Genomic DNA, 13,111 nt, shown 5'->3' on the forward strand with positions numbered 1-13,111 from the left:
GGCCGGCGCTACAGCTGGGTGGGATCGGCGCGGTGCGCGTTCGGCGCCTTGCCGCTGCCGCGGCTGGGCCGGCGCACCGCGTCCAGGCGCTTGCCCACGCCGTCGAGTTCGGGATCGCCCAGGGCATGTACCTGGTCGGCGTAGCCATACTGCAACAAGGCTTCGATGGCCAGCGCCAGGGAGACGCCGCCGTCGCCGCGCTCCAGACGCGTGATGGTGGCGCGCGACACGCCCATGCGGTTGGCCAGCGCGGATTCGGTTTCCGCGCGGCGCAACCTGGCGGTGCGGATGTTGGCGCCGATCCGGGCGAGCGCTTGGGCGCCCTCGAAGCTGGGTTCGATCTTCTTTTTCATGAATCAATAATAGTGCTTGGTCAATGAAATTGCACTATTAATGAATCATTTCAACGTGAGGAGCAGATCTATTAATGGGGCATATATATCAAATCTGACTCATTAATAGCTCATATTTTGCCTATACGACTACCGCCTGCTCCAGGCGCAGTCCGCCGCGCCCGGTGTCCAGCGTCACCTGCGCGCCCAGAGGCAAGGTCAGGTTCGGATCGCCGTGGCCGCTGGGCCATCCGGCCAACACCGGAATGCCGCGGGAGCGGAACTGGTCCAGTATCAGCGGATACAGCAGCCCCTGGGCCTGGGCATCATCCGCCGAGACGCCCAGGATCCGGGTGAAGTTACCGACCAGCACGCCTTTGAGCTCGTCGAACTTGCCGGCTGCCGCCAACTGGCTCAACAACCGGTCGATGCGGGGCAAGGCTTCATTGACGTCCTCGATGAAGAGGATGGCGCCACGAGTGTCGATTTCACTGTCGGAGCCCATCAACGCGCCGATCAGCGCCAGGTTGCCGCCGATCAGCCGTCCGGTCGCCGTACCCGATATCAGTTCCGTGGCGGTCGCATACGGGGGCGGCGTAATCCATGCCCCCTGCCCCAACTGGCCGGTGATCATCGACAGCAAATGTGACTCGGTGGGCTCGCGTTTGCCGGCCAGCAGGTCCTGCGCCAGCATCGGCCCATGGAATGTGACGAAGCCTGCGTGTCGCTGCATGGCCAGGTGCAATGCCGTGATATCGCTGTAACCGATGAACGGCTTGGGATGGCGGCGCAGCAGATCGAAATCCAGCTGGTCCAGCAGGCGCCAGGAGCCGAAGCCGCCCTGCAGGCACCAGACGGCGCCGATCTCGGGCGCGGCGAAGGCGGCGTGCAGGTCGGCCAGCCTGTCGGCGTCCGCTCCGGCCAGATAGTCGTAGGGCGCGTCCAGCCGCGAGCGTGACGCTGGCATGACCTGCGGCTCGTAGCCGCGCGCCTGCAGCCATTCGGCCGCATCGTCCGCGGCATTCAGCGCGGCGGACGCCGGCGCCACGATGGCGATGCGCGCGCCGGGCTTGAGCGCAGGCACTGGCGTCGCGCGCCCGCTGGCCAGCGGCGGCGGCGCCGATCCGGGTTTGGCCGATTGTGGCGTACGGCGCGGCGGCTTGGGCGCGGCGCAGCCGGCCAGGGCGGCGGACAGGCACAGCGCCCCTGCATTGATCAGAAAGCTCCTGCGTCCGCCACTACGCTCTGGTCGCTGGCCTTGCGGCGCTTGTTCCATAGTTATCCCTGCTGCCGTCAGAAGCGTTCGTATTCCAGGCGGTAGCGCCATTGTCCGGGGGCCAGCCCCGCCATGGGCAGGCGGCCGATGCGGATGCGCCGCAGGGCCTGCAGGCGCAATCCGGCCGCGTCGCATACGTATTCGATGAATCCGGGCGCAGGCGTCTTCAAGGCGAAGCGCAGGTGGGTCTCGTTCTGCCAACTGACCTTCATGGGCGTGGCGGCGCGGCCGTCATAGGCCATCCCGCGCTGCAGGCGCGCCAGATCGGCGGCGCTGAGCTGGCCGGATACCTGGGCCACGTACTCCTGCTCGACGTAGCGCCCTTCCTCCACCAGCTTGCGCGCCACCGGGTATTCCTGCGTGTAGACGACCAGGCCGCTGGCCGCGCGTTCCAGCGGCGTGACGAGCTTCAGGCCGTTGAACATGCGCCTCAGATAGCGTTGCCCAGAGCGGTCGCCGGGCATCAGGTTTTCCGGCAGGATCAGGTCGCGCGCGGAGCCGGGCTCGTCATTGGCGTAAATACCCGCGGGCTTGTGCAGCAGGATGGTCACGGGCCGCACATCTTCCAGGCGCGCGCCGGGCAGGAGGCCGACGGACTGGCCGGGTTCGACGCGAAAGCCTGGTTCCTCCACCGGCTTGCCGTCCACCGCGGCCCATCCGCCTTCTATGTATCGTTCGGCGTCGCCGCGCGAGCACGACAGTTCATCGGCCAAGCGCTTGGCCAGGCGTACGCTTGCGCTCATTGCGTTACCGCCTTGTGGAGAGAGGCTGCGGAATTGGCCCGGGCAGCGGGCCAGGAGGGGAAGCCGCGTTGGAGCGGCGCCAGAGGGTGCATCGTCATGAGGTATTGCCGGGGTGTTGCCAGGAAAGCGGGCCATGAGCCCGCGACGTGAGGCAGATGTTACGCCCTTCCCTGGCCTGCTGCCCGGCGCGCCCGATTGATCGTCGAGGGCGCCCGCCGTTCTAGACCGGCGGGAATCCGGCACGTTCCGCAGGCGTCTCCGCGGGCTGCGCGTCGGCGGCCAGCGCGGCGGGCGGCGGCACTTCGTCGATCCAGGCCTTGAGCAGCGTATGGGTCACCGCCAGGATCACCGGGCCGATGAACAGGCCGACGATGCCGAACGCGAACAGCCCGCCCAGCACGCCCACCAGGATCAGCAGCAGCGACAGGTTGACCCCGCGCTTGATGAGCAGCGGCCGCAGCAGGTTGTCCAGCATCGCCACCAGCACCGCCCAGACCAGCAGCACCGCGGCCGCCAGCTTCATGTCGTTCTGGAACAGCCAGACCACGCCGCCCAGCATGGGCAGAAAAGGCCCAAGCTGCGCCAGGCACAGCATCACCATCAGCGCGGTGAGGATGCCGGCGGCCGGTACGCCCGCGATCCACAGGCCGATGCCGCCCAGGCCGGACTGCACCACGGCGGTCACGACGATGCCGAGCGCCACGGCGCGTATCGCCTGCCCGGCCAGCTTGACCGCCGCCAGGCCGCGCTGGCCCGCCAGCCGGTTGAAGAAGCGCCGCACGAAGTCGACCGCCACCTCGCCCTTGGTATAGAGGATGCCGGCCACGACTACCGTGATCAACATATGCATCATGAAGGCGCCAACGATGGCGGCATGCCCCAGCAGCCACGTCACGGCGCTGGTCAGATAGGGTTCCAGCTTGGCCAGCAGGCCGCCGGCGCCGGCGTCCGATAAGGTCTGCCATTCCTGCGCGATCTTGGGGCCGATCAGCGGAATGCCGTGAACCCAGGCGGGCGGCGCCAGCAGCGCGTAGTCGGGCAGGCTCTTGACCGCCGCCATGATGGTGCTGCTATGCAGCGCCAGCGTCGAGATCACCTCGTACAGGGGCAGCACGATGACGAACAGGAGGATGACCAACATTGTCATCGTGCCGATCCAGCGCCGCCCGCCGCAATAGCGCTGTATCGCCAGCATGACCGGCCAGGTGGCCACGACGATGGTGGTGGCCCAGACCAGTCCGGGCAGGAAGGGGCGCAGGATGTAGACGCTGCCCGCCATCAGGCCGGCCAGGATCACGATGACGAGGATGATGCGGGCGAGATCGACCGTCTGGCGTGGAAGAGGATTCAACCGCTGCTCCTGACAGGGCCCCTGGCCCTGGTTTGCGGCGCATCGATGCCGGCGGGGCGTCTGCCGGATGGGTGCATGCGGATGCGCCTGTGGCGAATTTATCCGAAATTCCCGCGGACATATACCGCGGACGCCCGCAAGCCGTGGGAACGCCCCGCCCTAGCCCGGCGCCGCGCCCGCGCCCTGGGCGCGGATCAACGTATAGGCGATGTAGTACTTGTAGATGTTGCTCACGTATTGCACCGTTTCGCGCCCGATGCGTTCGGCCGCCACGCGCTCGACGTTGTCGAACCAGACATTCGGGTCCAGTCCCTTGGCGCTGGCTTCCTTGCGCAGCTGGCTGATCCGGCCCGGCCCGGCGTTGTAGGCCGCGAAGGCGAACAAGCCCTTGTTCAGATCGGTCATGGGTTCCTTGGCATAGTACTGGTCGATCATGAAGCGGATGTATTTGACGCCGCCATGGATGTTGTATTCCTCGCGCCGGATATCGCCGACTTTCAGCTCCTTGCCGGTGGCCGGCATGATCTGCATGACGCCGATCGCCCCGACCGAGCTCTTGGCGTCCTGGTCCAGCCGGGACTCCTGGTAGCCCTGCGCCATCATGAGCAGCCAGTCGATGTTGTATTGATCGCCGTACTTGCGGAAGAAATCCGCCAGGCGGTGGAATTTCTCGATTTCCTCGGGGTCGGTGGCGGCCTTTACCCACTTTACGGATTTCAGGTACTTGGTCAGCTGCTGATTGCCGAACGACGTGCCGATGCGGTTCTTCTCCATGAAGGGGTTGAGCACCGCCGCGAGCTTGGGGGAGTTCTTGCGGAAGGCGAAAGCGATGTCGTTGCCGCTGTCGACCTCCAGGTTTTCATAGACCCGGATCTGGGGGAATATCTGCTTCCAGAAATTGGCCAGATAGCGGTCGGCGACGGTGTACTTGACCAGGTCCGCGCTGGCCATCTCCAGGATGTCGTCGGTCTCGAAGGTGCCGGGCGCATCGCGGATGATGGCGGGCTTGAGCCCCCGCGACTGCAGGTCCGCGTTGAGCTTCTTGACGCTGCCGTAGTAGCTGCTGACCGGGCTGATGAAGATCTCCTGCCCAGCCAGGTCATCCAGCGACTTCAATTCGGGCGCCCCTGGCGAGGCGACCACAAGTTCCCGCACGCCAGTAGCCAAGGGCGTGGAGAAGTCCACCAGCTTCTGGCGTTCGTCGGTGATCGTCAAATTGGCCGCAATGATGTCGCCCTTGCCCGCCAGCAGGTCGGGAATGAGGCGTTCGCGCGAGGTCGGCAGAAACACCACGTACACGCGGATGTTCTTGGTCTTGAGCTGCTTGTTCAGGTCGTTCTCGAACGCAGTCATCATGTCCGCGATGATGCCGCGCTGGGTGCCGCCCTTGTCCAGGAAGTACAGCGTCTTGTTGTAGGGCACCAGCACCCGCACCTGGCGGCGCTTGACCATGCCGTCGAAATCGCCGGTCCAGGGTTTGACGTTGTAGGCCAGCGCCAGCGGGTCGCCCTTGGCCTTCGCCGGCTGGGCGTACCCGGCCGTTGGAGGCAACCATTGCAACAGCGCGCAAAGCATCAAGGCAATCACGCGAAATGACATAGTTCCTCCGGCAGGCCCGGTCGTGCTGCTACACGTTTCGTACGCCGCGCGGCGAGGCGCCTTGCGCGGCCCGCCGTGCCTATAACAATAATCCGAATCGGGACGCTAGGGATGGGAATTGTCGGGCGGCGCAAGTCCCGCATCCTGCCGCTGGACTTGCGCCATCAGATGCCGGGTCAATTCGCCCAGTTGCGCGTCCTTTCCTTTCAGTTGCGCCAGGTACTCGGACGAGCGCTGCTCGGCGGCCGCGAGCCTGGTTTCCAGCGATTGTTCGCGCTCACGGGCCGCCGCCAGGGCTGCGCTTGCCGCTGCCTGGTCAGCCTGCTGGCGCACATGCAGGGCTTGGACGTCGGCACGCAAGCCCTGCGCGTCCTGCTCTGCCTGCCGGCGCTGATCCTGTTCCTGTTCCAATCCCTTGCGGGCCTGGGCCGCCTGTTGTTGGCTGGCCGCTTGCGCTTCGTCCAGCCGCGCCTGCAGTCGCTTGACGGCGCCGCGCTCGCTGTCCAGTTCGTTCAGCCAGCGGCGCTCATGGGTGGCGTGGCGGGTTTCTGTTGCGGCGAGCGCCTGGGCATGTTGCGCGTGGATCTTCTCGCTTTCCGCCAGCGCAGCCTGGGTGGCGCTGCGGGCGTCTTCCAATTGCAGCTGGTTCCGCTTGAGCAATTCGTCGCGCTGCCGCAGCTGCCGTTCGGCCGCTTGCAAGCGGTCTTCGGCGGCGTCCAATTGGGCCGTGGCCACCCTGAGCGCTTCCTGCAGGTCCTGTTCGCGATGCGCCAACTGGGCTTCGCGTTGTTGCAGCTGTTCGGCGTTGGACGCCAACTGCTCCCCTTCCCGCGCCAGTTCTTCCCAGCGCCCGCGATAAGCGTGCTCCTGTTGCGCGCGTGCCTCGGCCAAAGCGGATTCCCAGAAGTGGGCCGCCGCCTGCGCCACCGGGTCAGGCACGGCCGCTGGCGCCGAGAACGCGCCGGGGTCCTTGATGCGCGCGCCCAGCGAGCGGAACCAGGTTTCCAGGTAAGGACTGACGGTATTGGGCGAGCCGCGGCCTATCTTCTGCCGCACCCGCTCGATGGTGGGCCGCGCGCCCTCCAGCAGCAAGGCGTCGGCGGCAGTCCAGACGTCAGTTTCGGTAATTCCCGTGGCCATGCGCTTGCTCCGTGCCCGATTTCGTATCTGTAGGATAATTACTCACGATAATGGAACCTTATCGTGAGTAATTTGATTTATAGGTTAGATATCATACAGCATACATAATAATATGTATGAAATGGAATTTTCCACACTCTTCCGCCCATGACACAGCTGAAATCGCAGGCGCCGCTGCCCGCCTTGGACCCGCTCACCCTGGACGCCCAGGCCGATGCCGCGGCAAGCGCCCTGATGCGCGAAGGCAGCTCGGCCAACACGGTTGCCAGCTACCGCGCCGCCATCCGCTACTGGAGCGCATGGTTCGAACTGCGCTATTTCCGTCCCTTCGCCCTGCCCGTCCCGGAAGCCGCCGTGATCCAGTTCGTGGTCGACCATGCCCAGCGCACCACCGAACAGGGGCTGAAATGGGAATTGCCCCTGGCGCTGGACCAGGAGCTGGTGCGGCTCAAGGCCAAAGGCAGGCTGGGCGCGCCCAGCCTGAACACGCTGTTGCAGCGCATATCGGTGCTGTCCAAGGCGCATGAACTGCACGGCCAGCCCAACCCTTGCCGCGCCGCCGCGGTGCGCGAATTGCTTTCCAGGACGCGTCGCGCTTACGCCCGGCGCGGCGCCGCGCCGGCCAAGAAGGTGGCGCTGACGCGCGAGCCGCTGGAAGCCATGCTGGCGACCTGCGACGATTCCCTGCGCGGGGTGCGCGACCGCGCCCTGCTCCTGTTCGCCTGGGCCAGCGGCGGCCGCAGGCGCTCCGAGGTGGTGCGCGCGACGATGGAAAACACGCGGCGCACGGCCGATGGCTTTCTGTTTGCGCTGGCGCATTCCAAGACCAATCAATCGGGCGCCGCCCGTGCCAACGACCAGAAGCCCATCGCCGGCATGGCTGCCCAGGCGCTCGATGCGTGGCTGCGCGCCAGCGGCATCACGCAAGGCCCGCTGTTCCGCCGGGTGCGGCGCGGCGACGTGGTGGGCGAGCCGCTGGCCGCGGCCGCGGTGCGGGACATCGTGCTGGAACGCTGCAGGCTGGCCGGCCTGGAGGGTGACTATTCGGCGCACAGCCTGCGTTCCGGATTCGTGACCGAGGCGGGCCGCCGGAACGTGCCGCTGGGCGACACCATGGCCATGACCGGCCATGCCAGCGTGGCTACCGTGATGGGTTACTTCCGCGCCGGGGCGGCGGCCGGATCGCCCGCCGCCCGCCTGCTGGACGAGCCGGACGCCCCGCGCGGGTAAAATCGCGCGCACTCGCCGCAATCCGAATCCAGCCTGACACGATCCACATGCGAATCAACCTACGCGGGCTCGTGCTTGCGCTTACCGTATTCAGCGCCCTCGCCGCTACCGCCAACGCTTTGTACGCCAGCTACCGCGTGCAGCGCGAACAGCTTATCGCCAACACGCTGGAAGCCAACCGGGTCTACGCCGCCAAGCTGGCTGCAAGCACCGGCACTTTCCTGGAGTCGGCCTTGCGGCAACTGGAATACAGTGCCCGGCACGTGGCGGCACGCTTCGATTCGCCGGCCCTGCTGATCGCGGAAGTTGCGCGCCTGCAGGAGCAGACCGACAGCTTCAACTCTGTTGGCATCGTCCGCGCCGACGGCATCATGCTGGCCGCCAGCCAGGGCATCCGCAACTTCGAGGGCGCGCGGGTCGACAATGCCAGCAGCCGCATGGCGCTGCAAACGCGCAAGCCGCTGATCAGCAAGCCCTATGTGTCCATCGCCGGCAATCTGCTGATCAACGTCTCCCATCCGATTCATTCGGAGAGCGGCGCCTACCTGGGTTATGTCTCAGGCACGATCTACCTGCGCGACGAGGGAGCCCTGCACAATCTGTTGGGCAAGCATCCCTACCAGGATGGCTCATATCTGTATGTGGTGGACAGCGATGGGCGGCTGATCTATCACCTCGACAGCAAACGCGTGGGCGAGGATGTGAGCGGCAACCCGGTGGTGGCAGCGGTGATGCGCGGCGAGGACGGCGCGCAGCGCCTGGTCAATACGCACGGCGTGGACATGCTGGCGGGATATGCCCACGTGTCGCGCAGCGGCTGGGGCGTGGTCGCGCAGCGTCCCGCGCAGGCCACGCTGGAACCTCTGAACGACCTCATCTGGGCGCTGATCCGCTACGCGGCGCCCTTCGCCCTGCTATTCCTGCTGGCGATCTGGTGGTGTGCGCGCAAGATTTCGCAGCCGCTGTCGCAACTGGCGACCAATGTCGAGCACCACGACATGGCGGAGGCGATGCAGCGGGTGCGCTCGGTGCAAGCCTGGTACTTCGAGGCCGAACGCCTGAAGCGCGCAGTGATCAGGAGCTACACCAATCTGCAGGACAAGATCGGCAAGCTCAACCAGGCCAGCATCACCGATCCCCTGACCGGACTGCGCAACCGTCGCGGCACGCGGCAGGCGGTGGAAACGTTGCAGGCGGCCGAAACGCCGTTTGCCGTGATCGCGCTGGACATCGACCACTTCAAGCGGGTCAACGATACCTACGGCCACACGGCTGGCGATGAAGTGATACAGGGCATGGCGCAGCTGATGCGCGACTGTTCGCGCCCGAGCGACATCCTCTGTCGCAACGGCGGCGAGGAATTCCTGATCCTGCTGCCCGGCGCGGGGACCAAGGAGGCGGCGGGCATGGCCGAGCGCCTGCGCAGAAGGACGGAGACGCACCGCCTGAAGGGCGCGCTGGAGATCACGGTGTCGGCTGGCGTGGCGCAATGGTCGGCGGGCAGCGCGGACGTGGATATGGTGTTCCAGGCCGCCGATGCCGCGCTGTATGCGGCCAAGCAGCAAGGGCGCAACCGCGTGGTGACACACGCGGCCTGACGCCCCTGCCCGCAGGGCGGCAAACTCAGGGCTGATTCGGCGCCAGGTCAGGCGTCCTTGTCTTCGGCTGCGTCCGCGTCCACCGGAGCGGCCTTGATGTCCGCTTCTTTATTGGTCTCGGGCGCCTTCCAATCCAGGGGCGGAATCTCGAATTGCCACTTCTTGCCGACGAGTTGATGAGACATGAACGTTCTCCTGTTCAGGGCGCATGGCTTTCCCCCGCATCAAGCGCAATGCATGAGATTCGTGCGTGCCATGGATGCTGTTCCAATGGATGCCATCGGGGCGCGGGGGGCATGCGCGCAGGCAACGCAAACGAAAATGGCGGCCGCAGCCGCCAGCGACTTACACACATTCCGACGTTTGGTTTTATTATAATTTTGCCGAAAGTTGCTGTATTTTAGCATTATATTGACTGAAAAAGCAATAATGGCGCACGGGGCTCGCCCACCCCCGATCCACAGGACTGGGCTGACCCGCAACTGCTTCTGTCCGGCTGGCGATCCGCCGCGGAACTTGATCGGGGCTGGGGCGCCGCGGCCGCGGCGCTGACGCAAATCCCCCCGCATCGTGACGCGATCGCCACTGCCCTGCGGCGGGTCGCCTCAATACACTGGGTACACCTGCCACAGGAGACACATCGTGAACCCAGCTCCCATCGAAGGCGGCTGCGATTGCGGCGCCGTGCGCTACCGCCTCGCAAGTCCGCCGATGTTTGTGCATTGCTGCCATTGCACCTTGTGTCAGCGCCACTCCGGCACTGCCTTCGCCATGAATGCGGTGATCGAATCCGACCGGGTGCGCAGCTTGCAGGGCGAACTGCGCCGCTATCCCGCGGACAAGACCGCCAACGATGGCGAGAGCGTCGTGGTGGTGCGTTGCGCGTCCTGCTTCGGCCTGTTGTGGAGCCATCATCCTGGCTATGGCGAAACGGTGGCGCTGGTATACGCGGGCACACTGGACCGGGCCGCCGATTTTCCACCCGGTGCGCATTGCTTCGTGCGCTCCAAGCATCCGTGGGTGGGCATGCCGGACGACGTGCCGGCGGCCGACGAGTTCTACGACATGGACACCTGCTGGCCCGAGGCTGCCAAGCAGCGCCTGGACGCCGCCTTGGCCGGCAGCCAGCGCAAGCCCTGGGTGCCCAAGGGCTGAAAACGCCGCGACTCAATTCCTTCTTCTCATCGTTGTCGCCGTCTGCGCATTGCGCAAGGCATTGCCCTGCCCGCGCTTCCCGCGCGGCCTAGGGATTTCCCCCGTTTTGGGCGGAAAACGGCCTGTTTTGCGCATTGCCCGTCCGCCTGAAAGGTGAACGGAAGTTTGAATTTCTAGACTTCCGCGTTCAATCAAAAGTCAGCTTTTGTTCAGAACGTAGTCAGGCAAAAGCACAACAACGGGAGGACTACAGATGCAATCCAAACGCAGCGCCGCGCGGCGCGAGGCCTGGGCAGCGGGCACGATGATCGTGCTGGGCCTGGGCGCCATCGCGCAGGCATCCACCTACAACATCGGCAGCCTTGCGCGCATGGGGCCGGGCATGTTCCCCGCCATCCTCGGCGTGCTGCTGGTGCTGCTGGGCTTGATGATCGCGCGCATGGCCGTGGCTCCCGCGGCCGTGGAGGAAGACGCCGAAGACGAGCCGCCGCCAGACTGGCGCGGCTGGGGCTGCATCATCGGCGGACTCATGACCTTCATCCTGGTGGGCAAGTACGGCGGTCTGGTGCCCGCGACCTTCGCGCTGGTCTTCATTTCCGCAATGGGCGACCGCCAGCACACGCCGCGCAGCGCGGCCTTGCTGGCCGCGGGCGTGACCGTGCTGGGCGTAGCCGTGTTCTCCTGGGCGCTGCAGCTGCAGTTCCCCCTGTTCCGCTGGGGCTGATCGATGGAAATCCTCAACAACCTGATGCACGGGTTCTCCGTCGCCTTCGCGCTGGACAACCTGATGTGGGCCGCCTTCGGCGTGTTCATGGGCAACCTGATCGGCGTGCTGCCGGGCATGGGCGTGCTGGCCGCGATTTCCATCCTGCTGCCGCTGACTTACACCATGACGCCGACGGCGGCGCTGGTGATGCTGTCGGGCATCTACTACGGTTCGCAGTATGGCGGCGGCATTACCTCCATCATGCTGAACCTGCCCGGCACCGCCTCGCACGCGGTGGCCTGCCTGGACGGCAATCCGCTGGCGCGCAACGGCAAGGCAGGCTCGGCGCTGTTCATGCTGATGTTCTCGTCGTTCTGCGGCGCGTCGGTGGGCATTCTGGCGATGATCCTGTTTTCGCCGATGCTGGTGGACGTGGCCTTCAAGTTCGGTCCCGCCGAGTACTTCTCCATGATGATGCTGGGCCTGCTGGCTGGCGCGACCCTGGCCAAGGGGTCGGCGATCAAGGGCGTGGCTATGGTGGTGGTGGGACTGCTGCTGGGCGTGGTGGGTACCGACGTCAACACCGGCACGATGCGCTTTCACTTCGGCGTTCTTGAACTGTCCGATGGCCTGCAGATCGTGGCGCTGGCCATGGGATTGTTCGGCGTGGCGGACTTCCTGAAGAACATCAACCGCATCGGCGGCGACGCCAAGGTGACCACCGCCAAGATCAGCATGAAGTCCATGCGGCCCGAAGCCGGCGACATCAAGCAATCGCGCGGCGCGCTGGTGCGCGGCACGGCCATCGGCGCGGCTTTCGGCATCCTGCCCGGCACCGGCCCCACCATCGCCTCGTTCATTTCGTATGCGACCGAAAAGAAGGTGGCGCGCGAGCCGCGCCGCTTCGGGCGCGGCGCCATCGAGGGCATCGCGGGGCCGGAAGCGGCGACCAGCGCATCGACGCAGACCAGCTTCATTCCCACCATGAGCCTGGGCATCCCGGGCGACCCGGTGATGGCGCTGATGCTGGGCGCGCTGATCATCCACGGCATCCAGCCGGGACCGCAGATGATGGTGGAGCACGCCGACATGTTCTGGGGGCTGATCGCCAGCTTCTGGGTCGGCAACGTGCTGTTGCTGCTCCTGAACCTGCCGCTGATCGGCATGTGGGTGCGGCTGTTGACGGTGCCGTTCCGCTATCTGTTCCCGGCGGCGCTGTTCTTCGTCTGCGTGGGCGTCTACAGCACCAACAACAATCTGTTCGACGTGGCCATGGTGACCTTGTTCGGCGCGGCGGGGTATGCGCTGATCCGCATGCGCTTCGAGCCCGCGCCGCTGTTGCTGGGATTCGTGCTGGGCCCCATGGTGGAAGAGAACTTCCGTCGCGCCCTGCTGCTGTCGCGCGGCGACCTGGCGATCTTCGTGACGCGGCCCATCAGCCTGGGTTTCGTGGCGGCGTGCGTGGGACTGATCGCCTTGCTGGTGGTGTCGGCGGTGCGCCAACGCAAGGGCCGCGAGGCATTGAAGCAGGCGGAGTCTTCGGCGTAGCGGCGCGAGCGCGCACTTTACGTCGGCCGGCCTCGCGGGGCCGGCCGTTCACAGGCGCTGGAGCCTGCGTAAAGCTCCGCTGGATCAGAACAGGCTAGGCGTCAGGCGTGGCCAGGGGCCCGGCAGTGTGGCCGTCGATGTGGCCCAGCGTGCGTCCGGGATCAAGACGGTCGCGCACGCGCTGCTTCAGCTCCTTGGCCGAGGGAAATCCGCCATCGCTCTTGCGGTCCCAGATCAGCTCGCCGTTGTAGGTGACCTGGAAGATCCCGCCGGTGCCGGGCTGCAGTACCACCTCGCCCAGATCGGTGGAGAACGTCGACAGGAGTTCCTGGGCCATCCAGCCGGCGCGCAGCAGCCACTGGCACTGCGTGCAGTAATGGATGACGATGCGGGGACGCAGGGCGGGTGCATTCATAGGAAGAAGATTCTACGC

The 13,111-nt window shown here is 65.8% G+C and carries 13 protein-coding genes; 5 read left to right on the plus strand and 8 right to left on the minus strand.

What is annotated here, in order from left to right:
* Positions 1-8: 8 nt before the first annotated feature.
* From IPU70_RS03170 to IPU70_RS03195, 6 genes are all read right to left on the minus strand, one after another.
* On the minus strand, positions 9-353 hold the full coding sequence (locus IPU70_RS03170; protein ID WP_207464888.1) for a helix-turn-helix transcriptional regulator: 345 nt from the start codon (positions 351-353) through the stop codon (positions 9-11).
* A 121-nt stretch (positions 354-474) separates the two neighbouring features.
* Positions 475-1,416, minus strand: coding sequence for an LD-carboxypeptidase (locus IPU70_RS03175; protein ID WP_207465328.1), 942 nt, complete (start codon positions 1,414-1,416; stop codon positions 475-477).
* A 209-nt stretch (positions 1,417-1,625) separates the two neighbouring features.
* Positions 1,626-2,351 carry an RNA pseudouridine synthase gene (locus tag IPU70_RS03180; protein WP_207464890.1) on the minus strand — a complete coding sequence of 242 codons (726 nt, stop codon included), beginning with the start codon at positions 2,349-2,351 and terminating at the stop codon, positions 1,626-1,628.
* A gap of 220 nt (positions 2,352-2,571) precedes the next feature.
* Positions 2,572-3,702: an AI-2E family transporter YdiK gene (gene ydiK, locus IPU70_RS03185; protein ID WP_207464892.1), complete on the minus strand. Its 1,131-nt coding sequence runs from the start codon at positions 3,700-3,702 to the stop codon at positions 2,572-2,574.
* Positions 3,703-3,861: 159 nt separating this feature from the next.
* Entirely contained in the window at positions 3,862-5,301 is a 1,440-nt protein-coding gene (locus IPU70_RS03190; RefSeq protein ID WP_207464894.1) for a lytic transglycosylase F, read from the minus strand.
* Between the two features lie 105 nt (positions 5,302-5,406).
* Positions 5,407-6,441: a DNA-binding protein gene (locus IPU70_RS03195; protein ID WP_207464896.1), complete on the minus strand. Its 1,035-nt coding sequence runs from the start codon at positions 6,439-6,441 to the stop codon at positions 5,407-5,409.
* A 147-nt stretch (positions 6,442-6,588) separates the two neighbouring features.
* Here IPU70_RS03195 and IPU70_RS03200 point away from each other — a divergent pair, with 147 nt between their 5' ends.
* Together IPU70_RS03200 and IPU70_RS03205 are read left to right on the plus strand one after the other, a co-directional pair.
* On the plus strand, positions 6,589-7,671 hold the full coding sequence (locus IPU70_RS03200; protein WP_207464898.1) for a site-specific integrase: 1,083 nt from the start codon (positions 6,589-6,591) through the stop codon (positions 7,669-7,671).
* Between the two features lie 47 nt (positions 7,672-7,718).
* Positions 7,719-9,269 carry a sensor domain-containing diguanylate cyclase gene (locus IPU70_RS03205; protein ID WP_207464901.1) on the plus strand — a complete coding sequence of 517 codons (1,551 nt, stop codon included), beginning with the start codon at positions 7,719-7,721 and terminating at the stop codon, positions 9,267-9,269.
* Between the two features lie 47 nt (positions 9,270-9,316).
* Here the strand turns inward: IPU70_RS03205 and IPU70_RS03210 are convergent, their stop codons facing one another.
* Positions 9,317-9,454 (minus strand): hypothetical protein, encoded by a 138-nt coding sequence (locus tag IPU70_RS03210; RefSeq protein ID WP_207464903.1) that lies wholly within the window; start codon positions 9,452-9,454, stop codon positions 9,317-9,319.
* 457 nt (positions 9,455-9,911) lie between these two features.
* On the opposite strand from IPU70_RS03210, the gene IPU70_RS03215 reads away from it, so the two are divergent.
* The 3 genes from IPU70_RS03215 to IPU70_RS03225 all read left to right on the plus strand — a co-directional run bounded on the left by IPU70_RS03215 (position 9,912) and on the right by IPU70_RS03225 (position 12,678).
* On the plus strand, positions 9,912-10,424 hold the full coding sequence (locus IPU70_RS03215; protein ID WP_207464906.1) for a GFA family protein: 513 nt from the start codon (positions 9,912-9,914) through the stop codon (positions 10,422-10,424).
* Between the two features lie 253 nt (positions 10,425-10,677).
* A complete protein-coding gene (locus IPU70_RS03220; RefSeq protein ID WP_207464907.1) occupies positions 10,678-11,148 on the plus strand; it encodes a tripartite tricarboxylate transporter TctB family protein in 471 nt (156 codons plus the stop codon).
* 3 nt (positions 11,149-11,151) lie between these two features.
* Positions 11,152-12,678 carry a tripartite tricarboxylate transporter permease gene (locus IPU70_RS03225; protein ID WP_207464909.1) on the plus strand — a complete coding sequence of 509 codons (1,527 nt, stop codon included), beginning with the start codon at positions 11,152-11,154 and terminating at the stop codon, positions 12,676-12,678.
* A 94-nt stretch (positions 12,679-12,772) separates the two neighbouring features.
* Here the strand turns inward: IPU70_RS03225 and IPU70_RS03230 are convergent, their stop codons facing one another.
* Positions 12,773-13,093 carry a SelT/SelW/SelH family protein gene (locus IPU70_RS03230; protein ID WP_207464911.1) on the minus strand — a complete coding sequence of 107 codons (321 nt, stop codon included), beginning with the start codon at positions 13,091-13,093 and terminating at the stop codon, positions 12,773-12,775.
* Positions 13,094-13,111: the final 18 nt, after the last annotated feature.

The organism is Achromobacter sp. SD115 (assembly GCF_017355315.1).
GTDB lineage: Bacteria > Pseudomonadota > Gammaproteobacteria > Burkholderiales > Burkholderiaceae_B > Achromobacter > Achromobacter xylosoxidans_B.